At 71.9% G+C, this 18364-nt stretch carries 18 protein-coding genes; 9 read left to right on the top strand and 9 right to left on the bottom strand.

Annotated elements, in window-relative coordinates; translation table 11 throughout:
* Positions 1-205: 205 nt before the first annotated feature.
* Both ACIGAN_RS20395 and ACIGAN_RS20390 read left to right on the top strand, forming a co-directional pair.
* Positions 206-1147, top strand: coding sequence for a sterol desaturase family protein (locus tag ACIGAN_RS20395; RefSeq protein ID WP_399859264.1), 942 nt, complete (start codon positions 206-208; stop codon positions 1145-1147).
* A complete protein-coding gene (locus ACIGAN_RS20390; RefSeq protein ID WP_399859261.1) occupies positions 1144-1824 on the top strand; it encodes a lysoplasmalogenase in 681 nt (226 codons plus the stop codon). Before ACIGAN_RS20395 ends, ACIGAN_RS20390 begins: the two co-directional genes overlap by 4 nt.
* Before the next feature lie 27 nt (positions 1825-1851).
* Here ACIGAN_RS20390 and ACIGAN_RS20385 read toward each other — a convergent pair whose 3' ends face one another.
* The 3 genes from ACIGAN_RS20385 to ACIGAN_RS20375 all read right to left on the bottom strand — a co-directional run bounded on the left by ACIGAN_RS20385 (position 1852) and on the right by ACIGAN_RS20375 (position 6097).
* A complete protein-coding gene (locus ACIGAN_RS20385) occupies positions 1852-2823 on the bottom strand; it encodes a CopD family protein (protein WP_399859258.1) in 972 nt (323 codons plus the stop codon).
* 149 nt (positions 2824-2972) lie between these two features.
* Positions 2973-4493, bottom strand: coding sequence for a S8 family peptidase (locus ACIGAN_RS20380; RefSeq protein ID WP_399859255.1), 1521 nt, complete (start codon positions 4491-4493; stop codon positions 2973-2975).
* Positions 4494-4567: 74 nt separating this feature from the next.
* Complete coding sequence (locus ACIGAN_RS20375) at positions 4568-6097, bottom strand: S8 family peptidase (protein WP_365089244.1); 1530 nt, start codon at positions 6095-6097, stop codon at positions 4568-4570.
* A gap of 254 nt (positions 6098-6351) precedes the next feature.
* Between ACIGAN_RS20375 and ACIGAN_RS20370 the strand changes: the two genes are divergently transcribed.
* From ACIGAN_RS20370 to moaA, 3 genes are all read left to right on the top strand, one after another.
* Entirely contained in the window at positions 6352-6708 is a 357-nt protein-coding gene (locus tag ACIGAN_RS20370; protein ID WP_365089246.1) for a DUF485 domain-containing protein, read from the top strand.
* The gene (locus ACIGAN_RS20365) at positions 6705-8330 is read left to right on the top strand and encodes a cation acetate symporter (protein ID WP_399859252.1); all 1626 of its coding nucleotides are present in this window, start codon (positions 6705-6707) and stop codon (positions 8328-8330) included. The genes ACIGAN_RS20370 and ACIGAN_RS20365 overlap by 4 nt, the downstream gene beginning before the upstream one ends.
* A 171-nt stretch (positions 8331-8501) precedes the next feature.
* Positions 8502-9491 (top strand): GTP 3',8-cyclase MoaA, encoded by a 990-nt coding sequence (moaA, locus tag ACIGAN_RS20360; RefSeq protein WP_399859250.1) that lies wholly within the window; start codon positions 8502-8504, stop codon positions 9489-9491.
* Positions 9492-9495: 4 nt separating this feature from the next.
* Here the strand turns inward: moaA and ACIGAN_RS20355 are convergent, their stop codons facing one another.
* Together ACIGAN_RS20355 and ACIGAN_RS20350 are read right to left on the bottom strand one after the other, a co-directional pair.
* Positions 9496-9708 carry a hypothetical protein gene (locus tag ACIGAN_RS20355; RefSeq protein ID WP_365739783.1) on the bottom strand — a complete coding sequence of 71 codons (213 nt, stop codon included), beginning with the start codon at positions 9706-9708 and terminating at the stop codon, positions 9496-9498.
* A 227-nt stretch (positions 9709-9935) separates the two neighbouring features.
* Positions 9936-10331, bottom strand: coding sequence for a DUF3099 domain-containing protein (locus ACIGAN_RS20350; protein WP_365089254.1), 396 nt, complete (start codon positions 10329-10331; stop codon positions 9936-9938).
* A 243-nt stretch (positions 10332-10574) separates the two neighbouring features.
* Here ACIGAN_RS20350 and ACIGAN_RS20345 point away from each other — a divergent pair, with 243 nt between their 5' ends.
* Positions 10575-10850 carry a GlsB/YeaQ/YmgE family stress response membrane protein gene (locus ACIGAN_RS20345; protein ID WP_365089256.1) on the top strand — a complete coding sequence of 92 codons (276 nt, stop codon included), beginning with the start codon at positions 10575-10577 and terminating at the stop codon, positions 10848-10850.
* A 63-nt stretch (positions 10851-10913) separates the two neighbouring features.
* Here the strand turns inward: ACIGAN_RS20345 and tyrS are convergent, their stop codons facing one another.
* From tyrS to ACIGAN_RS20330, 3 genes are read right to left on the bottom strand one after another with little or no spacing between them, the layout of a single operon-like run.
* Complete coding sequence (gene tyrS / locus ACIGAN_RS20340; RefSeq protein WP_365089258.1) at positions 10914-12182, bottom strand: tyrosine--tRNA ligase; 1269 nt, start codon at positions 12180-12182, stop codon at positions 10914-10916.
* Positions 12183-12224: 42 nt separating this feature from the next.
* A complete protein-coding gene (locus ACIGAN_RS20335; RefSeq protein WP_399859245.1) occupies positions 12225-13619 on the bottom strand; it encodes a metallopeptidase TldD-related protein in 1395 nt (464 codons plus the stop codon).
* Positions 13616-15139, bottom strand: coding sequence for a TldD/PmbA family protein (locus ACIGAN_RS20330; protein ID WP_365089261.1), 1524 nt, complete (start codon positions 15137-15139; stop codon positions 13616-13618). The genes ACIGAN_RS20335 and ACIGAN_RS20330 overlap by 4 nt, the downstream gene beginning before the upstream one ends.
* A 280-nt stretch (positions 15140-15419) precedes the next feature.
* Between ACIGAN_RS20330 and fabG the strand changes: the two genes are divergently transcribed.
* The 3 genes from fabG (at position 15420) to ACIGAN_RS20315 (ending at position 17421) form a co-directional block, all read left to right on the top strand.
* Entirely contained in the window at positions 15420-16124 is a 705-nt protein-coding gene (gene fabG, locus ACIGAN_RS20325) for a 3-oxoacyl-[acyl-carrier-protein] reductase (protein WP_309093614.1), read from the top strand.
* 5 nt (positions 16125-16129) lie between these two features.
* On the top strand, positions 16130-16897 hold the full coding sequence (gene fabI / locus ACIGAN_RS20320; protein WP_365089262.1) for an enoyl-ACP reductase FabI: 768 nt from the start codon (positions 16130-16132) through the stop codon (positions 16895-16897).
* Positions 16898-17070: 173 nt separating this feature from the next.
* Positions 17071-17421 carry a hypothetical protein gene (locus ACIGAN_RS20315; protein WP_399859240.1) on the top strand — a complete coding sequence of 117 codons (351 nt, stop codon included), beginning with the start codon at positions 17071-17073 and terminating at the stop codon, positions 17419-17421.
* Here ACIGAN_RS20315 and ACIGAN_RS20310 read toward each other — a convergent pair.
* Positions 17399-18091, bottom strand: a complete 693-nt coding sequence (locus ACIGAN_RS20310; protein ID WP_365739780.1) for a FadR/GntR family transcriptional regulator — start codon at positions 18089-18091, stop codon at positions 17399-17401. The two genes, ACIGAN_RS20315 and ACIGAN_RS20310, sit on opposite strands and share 23 nt — an antisense overlap.
* Between the last annotated feature and the right edge of the window lie 273 nt (positions 18092-18364).

Below are 18364 nucleotides of genomic sequence, written 5' to 3'. Positions count from 1 at the left end.
GACACCGCCGTGCGCCAGGTGCGCGACCGCGCGCCTTCCCGATGCCCCCTCAGGCGGCTTGTCCGGTCTGTCTGTTCGTGGGGCGTACGTCTGCTCGACGGGGGCCGCTTTGGCGGAGATCGCCAAGAAGCAAGCGCGTACCGTCGTCCATACTTGTCGGTAACAACGTCTGGTGGGCCCGGGACGGCGGTCCTACGGTGCTTGCATGCCGAACCTGCCCGATGTCGTGCTGTGGTCGATCCCCGCCTTCGTGCTGCTCACCGTGGTCGAGATGGTGAGCTACCGTCTCCACCCCGACGAGGACGCCGCGGGCTACGAGGCGAAGGACGCCGCCACGAGCGTCGGCATGGGGCTCGGCAGCCTCGCCTTCGACTTCCTGTGGAAGATCCCGATCCTGGCCGTCTACACCGCTCTGTACGAACTCACGCCCCTGCGCGTGCCCGTGCTGTGGTGGACGATCCCGCTGATGCTGCTCGGGCAGGACTTCTTCTACTACTGGTCCCACCGGGGCCACCACGTCATCCGCATCCTGTGGGCCTGTCACGTCGTCCACCACTCCAGCCGCAAGTTCAACCTCACCACCGCGCTGCGCCAGCCCTGGACGTCCCTGACGGTGTGGCCGTTCTACGTGCCGCTCATCCTCGCCGGCGTGCACCCGGCCGCGCTCGCGTTCTGCTCCTCGGCCAACCTCGTCTACCAGTTCTGGATCCACACCGAGCGGATCGACAAGATGCCCCGGTGGTTCGAGTTCGTCTTCAACACGCCCTCGCACCACCGCGTCCACCACGCCTCCCAGGGCGGCTACCTGGACCGCAACTTCGGCGGCATCCTCATCGTCTGGGACCGGCTGTTCGGCTCGTTCGTCGCGGAGACCGAGCGGCCCCGCTACGGGCTGACCAAGAACATCGACACCTACAACCTGCTGAAGGTGGCCACCCACGAGTACGTGGCGATCGCCAAGGACCTGCGCGCGGCCCGCAGTTGGAGCGAACGCGCGGGACGGGTGTTCCGGGGCCCGGGATGGGGCCCGGCGCGGGCGGCGGCGCCGGCCGGCGCCGCCGCGGCGGCTCCCCTCCCGCCCGGGACTCCGGCGGGGCGGGAGCCCGTCGTCGAAACCGCGCCCGCCCGGAAGAGCCCGCCGGCGTGAACCGCCCGCGTCTCGTCCTGGTCGTCTTCGGCCTCACCGCGGTCGTCGACCTCGCCTGTCTCGCGGCCGGCTTCGACGCCGGGCACACCGTCGCCAAGCCGCTGCTGATGCCGCTGCTGGCGCTGTGGGCCGCCCTGCGCCGGGCGCCCCGGCCGCTCCTGGCCGCCCTGCTGTTCGGCTGGGGCGGGGACGTCCTGCTGCTGTCCGACGCCGAGCCGGCCTTCCTCGCCGGGATGGCCTCCTTCGCGGCGGGACACGTCTGCTACCTCCTGCTGTTCCGCACGCACGGCAGCCGCTACGCCGTCCCCCGCGCGCGGGCGGGCCTTGCGGCCCTCGCCTACGCCGGCGCCCTCCTGACGACCGTCGCGCTGCTGTGGCCGGACCTGCCCGCGCACCTGCGCGTCCCCGTCGCCGGGTACAGCCTCCTGCTCACGGCCATGGCATACGCGGCCGGTACCCGGCTCGGCCTCTTCACCGGCCTGGGCGGGGCGCTCTTCCTGCTCTCCGACACCCTCATCGCGACCGGCGTCGCCGACTGGCCGCAGCCGCCCCGCCCCGACTTCTGGATCATGCTCACCTACCTCGCCGCGCAGACCCTGCTGGCCGGCGGCGCACTCGGGGCGCTCGACGCCCGCCGCGCTCCGGCCGCGACGTACGGCGAGATGCGGGTGGCCTGAGGCCGGCCGGGGGCCGGAGGGCCGCGTCTACCAGCGGATGGGCACCGGCAGCGCGGTCAGCGCTCCGGACACCGCGACCACCAGGCCGAGCGCGACCACCTCCGCCCGGGCCGGTGCGCAGGCGGTCAGCGGATCGGCCGCCCGGCGCAGCCGCCGCCGGGCCCACAGGGCGAGCGCGGCGACGGCGGCCACGAGCAGCACCTTGGCGAGCAGGACGCGTCCGTACGCCGTCGCCGTCAGCTGCTCCAGGATCGTCTCCGGCGGCATCCGCCGCAGTGAACTGCACACGCCCGTGGCGGTGATGGCGGCCAGCAGTACCGCCGCCACGCGCGCGTAGAGGCCCAGCAGGGCCGCGCCCGCCGGGTCGCGCCACCGCCGCAGCACGCGCAGGGCGTGCAGCAGACCGCCCACCCACAGGGCGGCACAGGTCAGATGGACGAGCGTCAGGGCGGAGCCGGTCAGCGGGGTGTGCTCGGTCGTGGGATGGGCGCGCAGCGCCTCGGCGACGATGACGGCGGCCAGCGGCAGCACCTGCGCGGCCGGGCGCCGGGACACCGCGCACAGGCCCGCCACGAGGAAGGCGTTGACCTCCAGCAGGGCCAGCTTGCCGTCCCGGGAGGCGTACAGGCCGCCGACGTCGATGTCCGCGAGGGCGCCCGGCACCAGATTGCCGGTGGCCACGACCGAGGCGAGTCCCAGCGCGGCCAGGAAGCCGGCGGCGGCCGCCCAGGACGACCAGCTGGGCGGCAGGCCCGGCGCAGCCCCCGGCACCGACCGCGCCAGCCGGTTCACGAACAGCTCGCCGACCGGTATGCACAGCGCCGCGAACAGCACCGTGCGCAGCAGGGCTATGCCCCCGGCGCCGGGCGCCTCGGCCTCCCCGGTGCCGTGCAGCGCGGCGGACGGGCCGAGCAGCGGAACGAGCGCGCCCAGGGTCACGAGCACCAGGACGGCGACGGCCCGCCCGGCGCCGCCCCGCTGCCGCGCCCGGCCCGTCACAGGTGCAGATCTTGTCAAGGTCACCCCAGGATCTTCACCAACCTCCACAGGTCCGGGCAAGCCGGGAGCGGGGTCGGCCCGCCGTCCCGCGGGAACGGGACGGGCCGGGCGGATGTCCCCGCCCGGCCCGTTCCGTCGTCACACGGACGCTACTTGGTCACCGCGTCCAGCGCGTCGGTGATGCCCCAGCCGTAGAAGCCGTTGCGGTTCTTCGAACCCTCGCACACCGCGTCGATCTTGCCGTCGGCGTCGATGTCGTACGGGTCCGTGCACGCCTTGGCGTCGGCCTGCGCGTACAGCAGGGCCTTCACCAGGGCCGGGGAGGCGTACGGGTGCGTCGACTTGATGAGCGCGGCGACGCCCGCGACGTGCGGGGACGCCATCGACGTACCGGCCATGTAGCCCCACTTGCCGCCCGGCAGCGTGCCCAGGATCAGCCCGCTGGTGGCCGGCGGCGCCGGCGTCTGGTAGGCCGTGGAGTCGCCGCCCGGCGCGGCGATGTCGGCCACGCCCAGACCGTAGTTGGAGAAGGACGACTTGATGCCCTTCGCGCCCGTCGCCGCGACCGTGACGACACCCGGGAGCTGGGTGGGTATGTCGAGGCACTCCGAGGGGTCGACGACCCGCTCGCCGGGCGTGGTGTCGTTCGGGGAGGAGGGGTCGGTGATCGAGTCGGAGGCGAGGTCGTAGTTCTCGTTGCCCGCCGCCGCGACGTTGACCGCGCCCTTCTTCTCGGCGTACCGCGAGGCGCGCGTGACGGCCTCCACGAGCGCCTTCTGGTCCGGGTCGTTCTTGCAGTTGAAGTACCACGGGTCGGTGTAATAGCTGTTGTTCGTCACGTCGACCCCGTGCTCGGCCGCCCACACGAAGCCGCACACCACGGCCTCCGTGTAGAAGAAGCCGGCCGTGGTGGACACCTTGATGCCGGAGACCTTCACGCCGGGCGCGACACCCGTCATGCCGACGCCGTTCTTGGCGGCGGCGATCTCACCGGCCACGTGGGTGCCGTGCGGGCTCTCCGCCGCGCTCGGCCGCCAGGCACCGTCGGAGGTGTCCGGCTTGCCCGTGACGCAGTTGACCGACGCCTTGCGGTCGAAGTTGGGCGCGATGTCGGGGTGGGTGTCGTCCACGCCGGTGTCGATCACGGCGACCGTGACCTTGTCGCTGCCCAGCGACTTCTCGTGCGCCTTGTCCGCCTTGATGGCGGGCAGGTCCCACTGCAGGGACTCCAGCGGGTCCTGGCCGGCCGCCGCCTCGGCCCGCGCGACCTCGGCCGCGCTCAGCACCTTCGGCGCGCCCAGGTCACCCGTCGACGCCGAGGGCAGCGGCGCGGTGCGGGTGGCACCGGCCGACTGCACGCCGCGCACCGTGCGGATGGTCTTGGCGAAGTCGGGGTTCGAGGAGTGGACGACGAGGACGCCGATCTGGTCGTACGACGTCACGATCGTGCCGCCGGCCTTGCCGACGGCCTTCTTCACGTGCGCCGACGTGCCGTGGCCCGGCTTGACGTTGACGACGTAGCTGAGCGGGGTCGCGTCGGCCGAGACCGCGGCGGGGGCGTCCTCGGCGGCCGTGGCCGTGGCGTTCGGCAGGAACGCGAGGGCCGTGGCCATGGCCATCCCGGCCGGGATCGCGACGGCGCGGCGGTAGCGCGCGTGCGGCGCAGTCATGGTGTCTCCAGTTCGTTCGCGGTACGAGGCGGCTGTGCGGAAGGTGGTCGTGGAGGCGGCCCGGAAGGCGCGGGTCACTTGACCGCGCGCAGCGCGTTGACGATGCCGTGGCCGTAGAAGCCGTTGACGCGCTCGCCGCCCTCGCACACCGCGTCCTGCGTGCCGTCGCCGTCCTGGTCGTACGACGTGGGGCAGGCGGTCTCGTCGGCCTGCGCCTTCAGCAGCGCCTGCAGCTGGGCCGGCGAGGCCCACGGGTACTTGGACTTCAGCAGCGCGGCGACGCCCGAGGCGTGCGGCGAGGCCATCGAGGTGCCCTGCAGGAAGGCCCACGCGCCGTTCGGCATGGTGGACAGGATCCGGCCGTCCTTGGAGGGCGTGTCCGGGATCTGGTAGCGGCGGTCACCGCCCGGCGCGGCGACGTCGACGACGCCCTTGCCGTAGGTCGAGTAGTACGACTTGACGTTCTGCACACCGGTCGCGCTGACCGTGACGACACCCGGCAGCTGGGTCGGGATGTCGAAGCACTCGTGCGGGTCGATGGTGCGCTCGACCGGGGTGGTGTCGTTCGGGCTGGAGTCGTCGACGATCGCGTCGGCGTCCAGGTCGTGGTTGGAGTTGCCCGCCGCGGCGACGTGCAGCGTGCCCTTCTTCTGGGCGTACAGCTGGGCCCGGTTGACCGCCGTGACGACGGCGCGCTGGTCCGGGTCGTCCATGCAGTTGTACAGCCACGGGTCGACGTAGTAGCTGTTGTTCGTGATCTCGACGCCGTGGTCGGCGGCGAACACGAACGCGCAGACGACGCTCTCCGGGTAGAAGAGGCCGCTCGCCCGGTCGGTCACGTTGATGCTGGACACCTTCACCCCCGGAGCGACGCCGGCGACGCCGACTCCGTTCCGGGCGGCGGCTATGGACCCGGCGACATGCGTGCCGTGGTAGTCCTCGGGCGTGTACGGCCGCCAGGCGCCCTCGGTGGTGTCGGCCTTGCCGCCCGCGCAGTTGGCGGACTGGGAGGCGGAGAAGTTCGGGGCGATGTCGGGGTGGGTGTCGTCCACGCCGGTGTCGATCACCGCGACCGTCACCTTGCGGCTGCCCGGGGCGATCTGCGCGGCCTTGTCGGCGCCGATCGCGCGCAGGTCCCACTGGTCCGCTTCGAGGGGCTCGCTCTCGGGCGTCCGCGCGGAGGCGGCCTCGACCCGCTCGGCCTCGGCGGCCGTCAGGTACCGGGCGGCGCCCTCCTCCTTCGTGCCCGCGGCGGCCAGCGGCGCCGTGCGCGTGGCACCGGCCGAGTGGACTCCGCGCACCGTGCGAACGGTCTTGGCGAAGTCGGGGTTCGAGGAGTGGACGACGAGGACGCCGATCCGCTCGTACGTCGCCACGACCGAGCCGCCGGCCTTCCCGATCGCCTTCTTGACCGAGGCGATCGTGTGGCGGTCGGTCTTGGTGTTGACGACGTACGCCAGCCGCGGCGCGTCCGCCGTCCGGGTGGCCCGCTCCGCCTGCGGGGCCGCCGAGGCGGCGGCGGGCAGGAAACCGAGCGAGGCCGTCAGCGACAGCACGACGGGCACGGCGAGAGCGAGCCGGCGTCTGGAACGCAAGTGAGACATGGGGTCTCCACATCCTCCGGAAACGAAACCGGCCCGAGGCACAGGTGGTGCTCGGGCAGGTACATGACGAGGTGGTGCAGGGTGAAGCTATCCCGGCCTCTCGCCGGCCAGCAACGTTTCGCCGGAACGACTTCGGAAAGAACGCGACGCGGTTGAACCGCTCCCCGTGTGCCGCCGTGACGTTGAACAAGGAGCGCGAGGACACTCGCCTCCGTCCCCGTACCCACCGCTTTCGTCATTTGCGAGGAGACTCCGTGGCCGCCGACGCACCGCCCCCCTCGAAAGAGCAACACAAACTCCCCTCACCCGAGGAGTTCACCGAGGTGCAGGAGAGCGCGGAGTTCGGTGAACTGCGCCGCTCCTACCGCTCCTTCGCCTTTCCGCTGACCGTCGCCTTCATCGCCTGGTACCTGCTGTACGTGCTGCTGTCGAACTACGCCGGCGGCTTCATGGGCACCAAGCTGTTCGGCAACATCAACGTCGCCTTCGTCCTCGGCGTCGCCCAGTTCGTCACCACGTTCCTCATCGCCTGGTGGTACTCCAAGCACGCCGCCGCGAAGCTCGACCCCAAGGCCGAGGCCATCAAGTCCCGGATGGAGGGCGGCGCATGAGCACCGCACACCAGACCCTGCTCGCCGCGAACGAGGCCAGCGAGCACCGCCCGCTGATCATCACCCTGTTCGCGCTGTTCGTCCTGGCCACCCTCGGCATCACGATCTGGGCCGGCCGCCAGACCAAGGACGCCGCCGACTTCTACGCCGGCGGCCGCCAGTTCAGCGCCTTCCAGAACGGCCTCGCCGTCTCCGGCGACTACATGTCGGCCGCGTCCTTCCTCGGCATCGCCGGCGCCATCGCCATCTTCGGCTACGACGGCTTCCTGTACTCCATCGGCTTCCTGGTCGCCTGGCTGGTCGCCCTGCTCCTGGTGGCCGAGCCGCTGCGGAACTCCGGCCGCTACACCATGGGCGACGTCCTCGCCTACCGCATGCGCCAGCGCCCGGTGCGCACCGCCGCCGGCACCTCCACGATCGTCGTGTCGATCTTCTACCTGCTGGCCCAGATGGCCGGCGCCGGCGTCCTGGTCTCGCTGCTGCTCGGCATCACCTCCGACGCGGGCAAGATCCTCATCGTCGCCCTGGTCGGCATCCTGATGATCGTCTACGTGTCCATCGGCGGCATGAAGGGCACCACCTGGGTCCAGATGGTCAAGGCCGTGCTGCTCATCGGCGGCACCCTCCTGATCACCTTCCTGGTGCTGCTGAAGTTCGACTTCAACATCTCCGACCTGCTCGGCACCGCCGCCGAGAACAGCGGCAAGGGCGCCGCCTTCCTGGAGCCCGGCCTCCAGTACGGCGCGACCGGCACCTCCAAGCTGGACTTCATCTCCCTGGGCATCGCCCTGGTGCTCGGCACCGCCGGCCTGCCGCACATCCTCATCCGCTTCTACACGGTGCCCGACGCCAAGGCCGCCCGTAAGTCGGTGAACTGGGCCATCGGCATCATCGGCGGCTTCTACCTGATGACGATCGCGCTCGGCTTCGGCGCCGCCGCGCTCATCTCGCAGGAGGAGATCCTCGCCTCCAACCCGTCCGGCAACACGGCGGCCCCCCTGCTCGCGCTGCACCTGGGCGGCGTCGACTCGACCTGGGGCGCGATCCTGCTCGCCACGATCTCGGCGGTCGCCTTCGCGACCATCCTCGCCGTGGTCGCCGGCCTCACCCTCGCCTCGTCGTCCTCCTTCGCCCACGACATCTACGCCAACGTCATCCGCAACGGGCAGGCCTCCGGCGCCGAGGAGGTGCGCGCGGCCCGCTGGGCGACCGTCTTCATCGGCGTCATCTCCATCGGCCTCGGCGCCCTGGCCCGCGACCTGAACGTGGCCGGCCTGGTCGCCCTCGCCTTCGCGGTCGCGGCCTCCGCCAATCTGCCGACGATCCTCTACAGCCTGTTCTGGAAGCGGTTCACCACTCAGGGCGCCCTGTGGTCGATCTACGGCGGCCTGATCGTCGCCGTCGGCCTGGTGCTGTTCTCACCCGTGGTCTCCGGCGACCCCAAGGCGATGTTCCCCGACGTCGACTTCGCCTGGTTCCCGCTGAAGAACCCGGGCATCATCTCCATCCCGTTCGGCTTCCTCATGGGCTGGCTCGGCACGGTCCTGTCCAAGGAGGAGCCCGACGCCAAGAAGTACGCCGAGTTGGAGGTCAGGTCCCTGACCGGCACCGGCGCCCACTGAGCACGAACGGCCGGTTGCGGCCGCGTCGTAGGAACCTCCAGGTCCCCGCGGCGCGGCCGCGTCCCACGTCGTGGGATCGGGTCTGTGGCGTTGTCAGCGCTGTCACGTAGGCTCACAGGTGTCGGAGAACCCGTGCTCCGGGCACGATCCGCGTCGAGGGAGGGGGCCCACGTGCTCATCGACACCTACGGCCGAGTGGCCACCGACCTGAGGGTCTCGCTGACCGACCGCTGCAATCTGCGCTGTACGTACTGCATGCCCGAGGAGGGTCTGCAGTGGCTGGCCAAGCCGGATCTGCTCACCGACGACGAGATCGTCCGCCTGATCGACATCGCGGTCACGTCCCTCGGGATCGAGGAGGTCCGCTTCACCGGCGGCGAGCCCTTGCTGCGCCCCGGCCTGGTCGGCATCGTCGAGCGCGTCGCGGCCCTTCGGCCCCGCCCCCAGATGTCGCTGACCACCAACGGCATCGGCCTCAAGCGCACGGCGGCGGCCCTCAAAGCGGCGGGCCTGGACCGGGTCAACGTCTCCCTGGACACGCTCCGGCCGGACGTCTTCAAGACACTCACCCGCCGCGACCGCCACAAGGACGTCCTGGAGGGCCTGGACGCCGCCCGCGACGCCGGCCTGACCCCGGTCAAGGTCAACTCGGTCCTCATGCCGGGGCTCAACGAGGACGAGGCCCCCGACCTCCTCGCCTGGGCCGTGGAGCACGAGTACGAGCTGCGGTTCATCGAGCAGATGCCGCTGGACGCCCAGCACGGCTGGAAGCGCGACGGGATGATCACGGCAGGCGACATCCTGGCCTCCCTGCGCACGCGGTTCGAGCTGACGCCCGAGGGCGAGGAGAAGCGCGGCTCGGCCCCGGCCGAGCGCTGGCTGGTCGACGGCGGCCCGCATGTGGTCGGTGTGATCGCCTCCGTCACGCGCCCGTTCTGCGCGGCCTGCGACCGCACCCGCCTCACGGCTGACGGCCAGGTCCGCACCTGCCTGTTCGCCCGGGAGGAGACGGACCTGCGGGCCGCCCTGCGCTCCGGCGCCCCCGACGAGGAGATCGCCCGCCTCTGGCGCCTGGCGATGTGGGGCAAGAAGGCCGGCGCCGGCCTGGACGACCCCTCGTTCGTGCAGCCGGACCGCCCGATGTCGGCGATCGGCGGCTGAGCGGTCAGCCGCGCTCCTGCCACTCCTCGAACGCGACGACGTCCTTCAGGAAGCCCCGCACCCCGAGGAACTGCGACAGGTGCTCGCGATGCTCCGCACAGGCCAGCCACGTCTTGCGCCGCTCCGGCGTATGGATCTTCGGGTTGTTCCACGCGAGCACCCACACGGCGTCGGCACGGCAGCCCTTCGCGGAACAGATGGGCGTCTCGTCACTCACAGGTTCATCTCACCACTGCACACAGAAAAGGCGACGCCGAGCAGCCACGGGGGGAGCTGCCCGGCGTCGGTCCGTCGCTCCGACGGGGGATGCGGAGCGCGTACGAAGTATGTCACGGGTAACCCCGGGCCCGGCACCGGAACAACATGATTGATCTGAGCTTTTCCTGAGCTTGGCCGGAAGCCCACTTCCGTTTGTGAGCGCGGCCCGCAAGGCCCGCGGCGCCCCTACCGATCGGGGGTTTCGCCCCGCGCGCCCGGCACCGTCCCCGACACGGCGTCTTCCGCGGCGGATTCCGCCCGGCCGTCCTGCCCGGCCGGCGGCGCGATCATCGGCCGCACCGGCGGCGCCACGAACGTCGACGGCAGAGACGGCGCGTTCTCGCGCCCGGCGTTCGCGATCACCACCGCGACGTACGGGAGCACCAGCCCGAGCACCAACGCCACGACGGCCACGTGCCGTTCGACGTTCCACAAGGTCGCCGCGAGGATCACGGAAATCGTGCGGACGGTCATCGAGATCACGTACCTGCGCTGCCGCCCGCGTACGTCCTCCTGCAGCCCCGCCCGGGCGCCGGTGATCCGGAAAACCTGGACGTTGCCGCCGCCATGCTGCTTCCGCATCGCATTCCACCATCCGCCCGTATCGGACCGTCCCCGCCCCGTCGCAGCCCCGGACCGGTGGGGGGAACCGACCAGGACAGATCCCACGTTACGCCGCGTCTGCGCCCGCTGGGAGACCGGGGCCGGTCCGGGCGGCGCGAGCGGCCTGCGCCGTACCGCGTACGGCGGCGTCGGCATGCGGCGTACCGCTGCTCGGCCGACACTGGCCGTAGAGCTCAGGTCGAGCCGGACGAGGAGGCAGCGATGGGCTGGTTGTGGGCGATCATTGTGGGACTGGTGCTCGGTCTGCTCGCGAAGGCGATCATTCCCGGCAAGCAGCACATTCCCCTGTGGCTGACCGTCATCCTGGGCATGATCGGCGGTATCGCCGGCAACGCCATCGCCCGGGCGGCCGGTGTGGAGGCCACGGCCGGCATCGACTGGTGGCGGCACGTCTTCCAGCTGGTGGCCGCGCTCATCCTCGTGGGTCTGGGCGACCGGGCCTGGACGGCGGCGAGGGGGAGCAGACGCAGGGCATGACGGGACGCGGGCGAAGGGGGCGGCCTCCGGCACCGGAGACCGCCCCCTTCCCGTGCCGCGTGCTCAGCCGCCCGTGACCTCGACCGCGGCCAGGTTCTTCTTGCCCCGGCGCAGCACCAGCCAGCGGCCGTGCAGCAGGTCCTCCTTCGCGGGAACGGCGTCCTCGCCGGCGACCTTCACGTTGTTCACGTACGCGCCGCCCTCCTTCACCGTGCGGCGCGCGGCCGACTTGCTGGCGACCAGGCCGACCTCGGCGAACAGGTCGACGGCCGGGCCCAGCTCGGCCACCCGGATGTGCGGCACCTCGGACAGGGCCGCGGCCAGCGTGCGCTCGTCCAGCTCCGCCAGCTCGCCCTGGCCGAAGAGGGCCTTGGACGCGGCGATCACGGCGGCCGTCTGGCCGGCGCCGTGCACCAGCGTCGTCAGCTCCTCGGCCAGCGCCCGCTGCGCCGCCCGGGCCTGCGGACGCTCCTCGGTCTGCTTCTCCAGTTCCTCCAGCTCCTCGCGGGAGCGGAAGGACAGGATGCGCATGTACCGGGAGATGTCCCGGTCGTCCACGTTCAGCCAGAACTGGTAGAACGCGTACGGCGTGGTCATCTCCGGGTCCAGCCAGACGGCGCCGCCCTCGGTCTTGCCGAACTTGGTGCCGTCCGCCTTCGTCATCAGCGGCGTCGCCAGGGCGTGCACGGTCGCGTCCGGCTCCAGGCGGTGGATCAGGTCCAGGCCCGCCGTGAGGTTGCCCCACTGGTCGCTGCCGCCCTGCTGCAGCGTGCAGCCGTAGCGGCGGTAGAGCTGCAGGAAGTCCATGCCCTGCAGCAGCTGGTAGCTGAACTCCGTGTAGCTGATGCCCTCGGAGGACTCCAGGCGGCGGGCCACGGAGTCCTTCGTCAGCATCTTGTTGACGCGGAAGTGCTTGCCGATGTCCCTCAGGAACTCGATCGCGGACAGGTCCCGCGTCCAGTCGAGGTTGTTGACCATGACGGCGGCGTTGTCGCCCTCGAAGTCGAGGAACGGCTCGATCTGGGCGCGCAGCCGGTCGACCCAGCCGCCGACCGTCTCCGGGTCGTTCAGCGTGCGCTCCGCCGTGGGGCGGGGGTCGCCGATCAGGCCCGTGGCGCCGCCGACCAGCGCCAGCGGACGGTGACCGGCCTGCTGGAGCCGGCGCACGGTGAGCACCTGCACCAGGTGCCCCACGTGCAGCGACGGCGCGGTCGGGTCGAAACCGCAATAGAACGTGACGGGACCGTCCGCGAGCGCCTTGCGCAAAGCGTCCTCGTCGGTGGACAGGGCGAACAGCCCGCGCCACTTCAGCTCGTCGACGATGTCCGTCACGGTTCTCGTATCTCCTTGATTGGGCTCGTGGTGGGTACGAGGTTATACGCCCTGGCTGACCGAGCTCATATTGAAATCGGGGACGCGCAGCGGGGGCATCGCGGCCCTGGTGAACCAGTCGCTCCATTCCCTCGGCAGCGTCTTCTCCGTCCGCCCCGCCTCGGTGGCCCGCCCCAGCAGGCCCACCGGCGACTCGTTGAACCGGAAGTTGTTCACCTCGCCCGTCACCTCGCCGTTCTCGACGAGGTACACGCCGTCCCGGGTCAGGCCCGTCAGCAGCAGCGTCGCCGGATCGACCTCGCGGATGTACCACAGGCAGGTCAGCAGCAGCCCCCGCTCGGTGTTCGCCACCATCTCGTCCAGGGAGCGGTCCTCGCCCCCGTCCAGGATCAGGTTGTCGATGCCCGGCGCCACGGGCAGCCCCGTCAGGCCCGCGCTGTGGCGGCTGGTCGTCAGGTGCCGCAGCTCGCCCTCGCGCATCCACTCGGTGGCCGTCAGCGGCAGGCCGTTGTCGAACACCGACTGGTCGCCGCCCGAGGAGTGCGCGATCACGAACGGCGCCGACTCCAGGCCGGGCGCGTGCGGGTCGCTGCGCAGGGTCAGCGGCAGGTCGGTCAGCTTCTCGCCGACCCGCGTGCCCCCGCCCGGCTTGGAGAACACCGTCCGGCCCTCCACCGCGTCCCGGCCGGAGGCCGACCACAGCTGGTAGATCAGCAGGTCCGCCACCGCCGTCGGCGGCAGCAGCGTCTCGTACCGGCCCGCCGGCAGCTCCACGCGCCGCTCGGCCCAGCCGAGGCGCACGGCCAGCTCGGCGTCCAGGGCGGCCGGGTCGACGTCCTTGAAGTCCCGCGTGGAGCGCCCGGCCCACGCGGAGCGGGTCCGGTCGGGCGACTTCGCGTTCAGCTCCAGCGTCCCGTTCGGCTGGTCGTGCCGCAGCCGCAGGCCCGTGGAGGTGCCCAGGTACGACGAGACCAGCTGGTGGTGGGCGAAGCCGTACAGCTCGCGGCCGCCCGCACGCGCGCGGGCGAAGGCCTCGCCGAGCGCCGGCGCGAACTCGGCGAACACGGCCGAGGAGGTCTCGGCGGGCGCCTCGGTGAACTCCGGCGACCGGTCCACGCCCGAGACCAGCGGCTGCGCGTCCTCGGCGGGACCGGCGCCGCGCGCGGCGGCCTCGGCGGCCCGCACCAGGGGCTCCAGCTCGTCGGCGGTCACGGCGGACCGGGACACGACCCCCGAGGCCGTGCCCTCCTTGCCGTCGACGGTGGCGACGACCGTGAGGGTGCGCCCGCGGGTGACGCCGTTGGTGGTCAGGGCGTTGCCCGCCCAGCGCAGGTTGGCGGAGGAGTGCTCGTCGGCGATGACGACGCAGCCGTCCGCCCGGGACAGTTCGAGGGCGCGCTCGACGACCTCGTGGGGCTTGCTGGTGCGCACGCTCATCGGCCGGCCTCCTGGGTGGTGTTGAGGATGTTGACGCCCTTGAACAGCGCCGAGGGGCAGCCGTGCGACACGGCGGCGACCTGGCCCGGCTGGGCCTTGCCGCAGTTGAAGGCGCCGCCCAGCACGTAGGTCTGCGGTCCGCCCACCGCGGCCATCGAGCCCCAGAAGTCGGTGGTGGTCGCCTGGTAGGCCACGTCCCGCAGCTGCCCGGCCAGCCGCCCGTTCTCGATGCGGTAGAAGCGCTGCCCGGTGAACTGGAAGTTGTAGCGCTGCATGTCGATCGACCAGGACCGGTCCCCGACCACGTAGATGCCGCGCTCCACGCCGCCGATCAGGTCCTCGGTCGACATCCCGGCCGGGTCCGGCCGCAGCGACACGTTGGCCATGCGCTGGACCGGCACATGGCCGGGGGAGTCGGCGTAGGCGCAGCCGTTGGACCGCTCGAAGCCGGTCAGCCGCGCGATGCGCCGGTCCAGCTGGTAGCCGACGAGCGTGCCGTCGCGCACCAGGTCCCAGGACTGGCCCTCGACGCCCTCGTCGTCGTAGCCGATCGTGGCCAGGCCGTGCTCGGCGGTGCGGTCGCCGGTGACGTTCATCAGCTCGGAGCCGTAGCGCAGCTTGCCCAGCTGGTCGAAGGTGGCGAAGGAGGTGCCGGCGTAGGCGGCCTCGTAGCCGAGCGCCCGGTCGAGTTCGGTGGCGTGGCCGATGGACTCGTGGATGGTCAGCCACAGGTTGGACGGGTCGACGACCAGGTCGTACAGGCCCGGCTCGACGCTCGGGGCGCGCATCTTCTCGGCCAGCAGCTCCGGGATCCGCTCCAGCTCGCCCTCCCAGTCCCAGCCGGTGCCCCGCAGGTACTCCCAGCCGCGTCCGACGGGCGGGGCGAGGGTGCGCATCGAGTCGAACTCGCCGCTGGACTCGTCGACCGCGACGGCGTTGAACACCGGGTGCAGCCGGACCCGCTGCTGCGTGGTGACGGTTCCGGCCGTGTCGGCGTAGAACTTGTTCTCGTGGACGGTGAGCAGCGAGGCGTCGACGTGGTCCACCCCGCGCGCCGCCAGCAGCCGCGCGCTCCACTCGGCGATCAGCCCGGCCTTCTCCTCGTCCGGCACGCCGAAGGGGTCGATCTCGTACGACGAGATCCAGGTCTTGTCGGCGTGCACCGGCTCGTCGGCCAGCTCGACGCGCTCGTCCGACCCGGCCGCCCTGATCACCTGCGCGGACAGCTTCGCCATGGCCACCGCCTGTCCGGCGACCCGGGCGGCGGCGTCCATGGTGAGGTCGACGCCGGAGGCGAAGCCCCAGGTGCCGCCGTGCACCACCCGCACCGCGTAGCCGAGGTCGGTGGTGTCCGACGACCCGGCGGGCCTGGCGTCCCGGAACCGCCAGGAGGCGCTGCGCACCCGCTCGAACCGGAAGTCCGCGTGCTCGGCGCCCAGCGCACGCGCGCGTGCGAGGGCCGCGTCGGCGAGGGCGCGTAGGGGGAGGGCCGTGAAGGCCTCGTCGATGGTATGAGGCACCGCCGTCTCTTTCTGTCGAGGTGACCGTGGTTGCCGTGCTCGGTGTCGTGGTGACTGCTCCGATCATGTCGCCCATCCCGCGCGCGGGCCACGACTTTCCGGCTGGACGAGCGCGGCCCTTCTGTAGGGACCCGACAGCGAGGCCCCGGCGCCACTGTCGGTGCCCGATTGTCCGCGGGCGTGCCGGGACCGATAGGTTTTCGAGGAAGCCGCCTGTCATCGCCGCCTGTCGTCCAGGCGCCGGGGCGGGGTATCAGACCGCTACCGAAAGGGTGATCCGTTGAGCCGCTCGGTTCTCGTCACCGGAGGCAACCGGGGCATCGGCCTCGCCATCGCCCGCGCTTTCGCCGATGCCGGCGACAAGGTCGCCATCACGTACCGCTCGGGTGAGCCGCCGGCCGGCTTCCTGGCTGTCAAGTGCGACATCACCGACGCCGAGCAGGTGGAGCAGGCCTACAAGGAGATCGAGGAGGCCCACGGCCCCGTCGAGGTCCTCGTCGCCAACGCCGGCATCACCAAGGACCAGCTCCTGATGCGCATGTCCGAGGAGGACTTCACCTCGGTCATCGACACGAACCTCACCGGCACCTTCCGCGTCGTCAAGCGCGCCAACCGCGCCATGCTCCGCGCCAAGAAGGGCCGTGTCGTCCTCATCTCCTCGGTCGTCGGGCTGCTCGGCTCCGCGGGGCAGGCGAACTACGCCGCCTCCAAGGCCGCCCTGGTCGGCTTCGCGCGGTCCCTCGCCCGGGAGCTGGGCTCGCGCAACATCACCTTCAACGTCGTCGCACCCGGCTTCGTCGACACCGACATGACCAAGGTGCTCACCGACGAGCAGCGCTCCGGCATCGTGTCGCAGGTCCCCCTCGGCCGGTACGCCCAGCCGGAGGAGATCGCCGCGGCCGTGCGGTTCCTCGCCTCGGACGACGCCTCGTACATCACTGGAGCCGTCATCCCCGTTGACGGCGGACTGGGAATGGGTCACTGATCACCATGAGCGGAATTCTCGAGGGCAAGCGCGTCCTGATCACCGGTGTGCTGACGGAGGCCTCCATCGCCTTCCACACCGCCAGGCTGGCCCAGGAGCAGGGCGCCGAGGTCATCCTCACCGCGTTCCCGCGGCCCACGCTGACCGAGCGCATCGCCAAGAAGCTGCCCAAGCCCGTCAAGGTCATCGAGCTCGACGTGACCAACGACGAGCACCTGGGGCGCCTGGCCGACATCGTCGGCGAGGAGCTCGGCGGCCTCGACGGTGTCGTGCACTCCATCGGCTTCGCCCCGCAGGACGCCCTCGGCGGCAACTTCCTGAACACGCCGTTCGAGTCGGTCGCCACCGCCATGCACGTCTCGGCGTACTCCCTGAAGTCGCTGACCATGGCCTGCCTGCCGCTGATGCAGAACGGCGGCTCGGTCGTCGGCCTCACCTTCGACGCGCAGTTCGCCTGGCCGCAGTACGACTGGATGGGCCCGGCCAAGGCCGCCCTGGAGGCCACCAGCCGCTACATGGCCCGTGACCTGGGCAAGCAGAACATCCGCTGCAACCTGGTCTCGGCCGGTCCGCTCGGTTCCATGGCCGCCAAGTCCATCCCGGGCTTCAGCGAGCTGGCGTCGGTGTGGGACTCCCGCTCCCCGCTGGAGTGGGACCTGAAGGACCCGGAGCCGGCCGGCCGCGGCGTCGTGGCGCTGCTGAGCGACTGGTTCCCGAAGACCACCGGCGAGATCATCCACGTGGACGGCGGTCTGCACGCCATCGGCGCCTGACCCACCCCGTACGTCCCTCGTACGGCCCGGACGCCCCGTTTCCCGCTCGCGCGGGGGAGCGGGGCGTCACCCGTTCGGCGCAGCCGGCCGGGCGCGGCGGGCGGCAGCCGGTCAGTCTGGGAGTCGCGTCGACCACGCGAGCCCCTCCCCAGCACGGCCGAGGAGGTCTCCTTGTGCGCTTGTCCCGCCGAACGGCCTCAGTGTCCCTCGCCGTCGCTCTCGTGCTGACGCCGGCGTACGAGGCGGTGCCCCACGCGCGCGTGCCCGCCGGCGAGCAGGAGCCGGCGGACCCGTTCGGCGCCGCCTGCCGCATCCGGGTCGCCGGCTCCCTCGTGACCGCGCACTGCCACAACCCGTATCCGGAGACCGACCGCGTGAGCCTGCACGTCGAGTGCGCCCGCTGGTGGGACCTCGACACCGACAGCGCGCCGGTGGCGACCGCGCCCGCACAGACCGTGCGGCTGACCGGGCGCTGCTGGAAGGAGGTCGACGCGGCGTGGATCAGCCACCGGAAGGGGAACTGATCCCGCCCAGGCGGCACAGGAACGGATAGCGGGCGGCCTCCGCCGCCGCCTGCTCCGCGTCACCCGCGCGGATCGCGTCGAGCAGCCGGCCGTGGTCCATGTGCGTCTCCGGCGTCAGCTCCTCGCCGACGTCCTCGCGCAGCCAGTCCCGCAGCACCTCGCCCAGGTCCGCGTACATGGCCGTCATCACGTCGTTGTGCGAGGCGGACACCACGGCCAGGTGGAACGTGGCGTCCGCAGTCACGAACGCCTCCTTGTCGCCCGACTCCCAGGCCTCCTCGCGCCGCAGCAGCAGCGCGTCGAGCTGCTTGAGGTCCCTCTCCGTGCGCCGCTGCGCGGCCAGCCGGGCGGCCGAGGACTCCAGCGTGGAGCGCAGCTCGGCGATGTGCCGGGGATCGGCGTCGGCGAACCGCCGCTGCATCACGCCCGCCAGCTCGCTCGTCGCCGCGACGTAGGTGCCGGAACCCTGGCGGATGTCCAGCAGGCCGTTGTGCGCCAGGGCGCGGACGGCCTCACGGACGGTGTTGCGGGCGACGCCGAGCTGCTCGACCAGCTCCGGCTCCGTCGGGATGCGGGAGCCGACCGGCCACTCGCCCGCGGTGATCTGGGCCCGCAGCGCGGCGATGACCTGCTCGGACAGGGCCGAACGTCGGGGATGGCTCAGGGGCATGGCTCACCTTCGCACGAACGGCGGCCCGGAGGGCGTCCGGGGGCCGGACAGGAGTGGACAGTCAATCATCCCATGATTCTATGATGGGCCCCATGGCTCAAGAGGAAACCCGGACGACAACGCGGACGACACCCCGGACGACGGCACACCCCGCCGTGGGGGGGGCGGCCCCCCCCCGGGCCGGGCCCCCCGGGGGGGGGGGGGGGGGGGGCCCCCCGGCGGGGGGGGGGCGGGGGGGGGGCGGGGGGGCCGGGGGGGGCGCGGGCGACCCCG

The organism is Streptomyces sp. NPDC085931 (genome assembly GCF_044540565.1).
Taxonomy (GTDB): domain Bacteria; phylum Actinomycetota; class Actinomycetes; order Streptomycetales; family Streptomycetaceae; genus Streptomyces.
The sequence above is the reverse complement of the archived record's forward strand: the minus strand, read 5'-3'. Positions and strand labels throughout refer to the sequence as shown.